A 660-nucleotide genomic window follows, 5' to 3' on the forward strand; every position below is an offset into this window, starting at 1 on the left:
AATGGCGACGCCAGCGTACATGTCCATCACCGGCACCAAACAGGGCCTGATTACTGCCGGTGCATTCACCGCGGATTCGGTAGGTAATACCTACCAGGAAGGTCATGAAGACCAAGTCATGGTTCAGGGTTTTAGTCACGAAGTGATTATTCCTCGTGACCCGCAATCAGGCCAACCGACCGGTCAGCGCGTTCACAAACCGGTAAAAATCACCAAGGTTTTCGACAAATCGTCGCCATTGCTGTTGGCAGCACTGACTTCAGGCGAGCGCCTGACGGAGATCGAAATCCAGTGGTTTCGCACCTCGGCGGCCGGTACGCAAGAGCATTACTTCACCACCAAACTTGAAGACGCAATCATCGTCGACATCAAGGACTACATGCACAACTGCCAGGCCCCGTCGAATTCACACTTCACGCACCTGGAAGACGTGGAGTTCACCTACCGCAAAATCACCTGGACTCACGAAGTGTCGGGCACTTCCGGTTCCGATGACTGGCGCACGTCGATCGCTGGCTAAGGCTGGCTGAGTGTTTCTGCGTACCGACCCTTGAAAGTCGGTACGCAGTATTGACCCCAGAATTTTATGTGCTCGTCGCCTGTTTGTAGATGACGACATCAGCAGCACTGCATGAGGAATCAGGGATGTTTTCACCGGCG

General features: G+C 53.9%; 1 protein-coding gene. It reads left to right on the forward strand.

The window, feature by feature from the left end; genetic code table 11:
* The first annotated feature begins 1 nt into the window (after position 1).
* Positions 2 to 520 carry an Hcp family type VI secretion system effector gene (locus CJF39_RS22630; RefSeq protein WP_094995379.1) on the forward strand — a complete coding sequence of 173 codons (519 nt, stop codon included), beginning with the start codon at positions 2 to 4 and terminating at the stop codon, positions 518 to 520.
* The last annotated feature ends 140 nt before the right edge of the window (positions 521 to 660 follow it).

Source organism: Pseudomonas lundensis (assembly GCF_002269125.1).
In the GTDB taxonomy this organism is placed as follows: domain Bacteria; phylum Pseudomonadota; class Gammaproteobacteria; order Pseudomonadales; family Pseudomonadaceae; genus Aquipseudomonas; species Aquipseudomonas lundensis_A.

Excerpts from the sequence above, each read along its gene's own strand:
- CJF39_RS22630 (WP_094995379.1), top strand. The coding sequence starts at position 2 with ATGGCGACGCCAGCGTACATGTCCATCACCGGCACCAAACAGGGCCTG.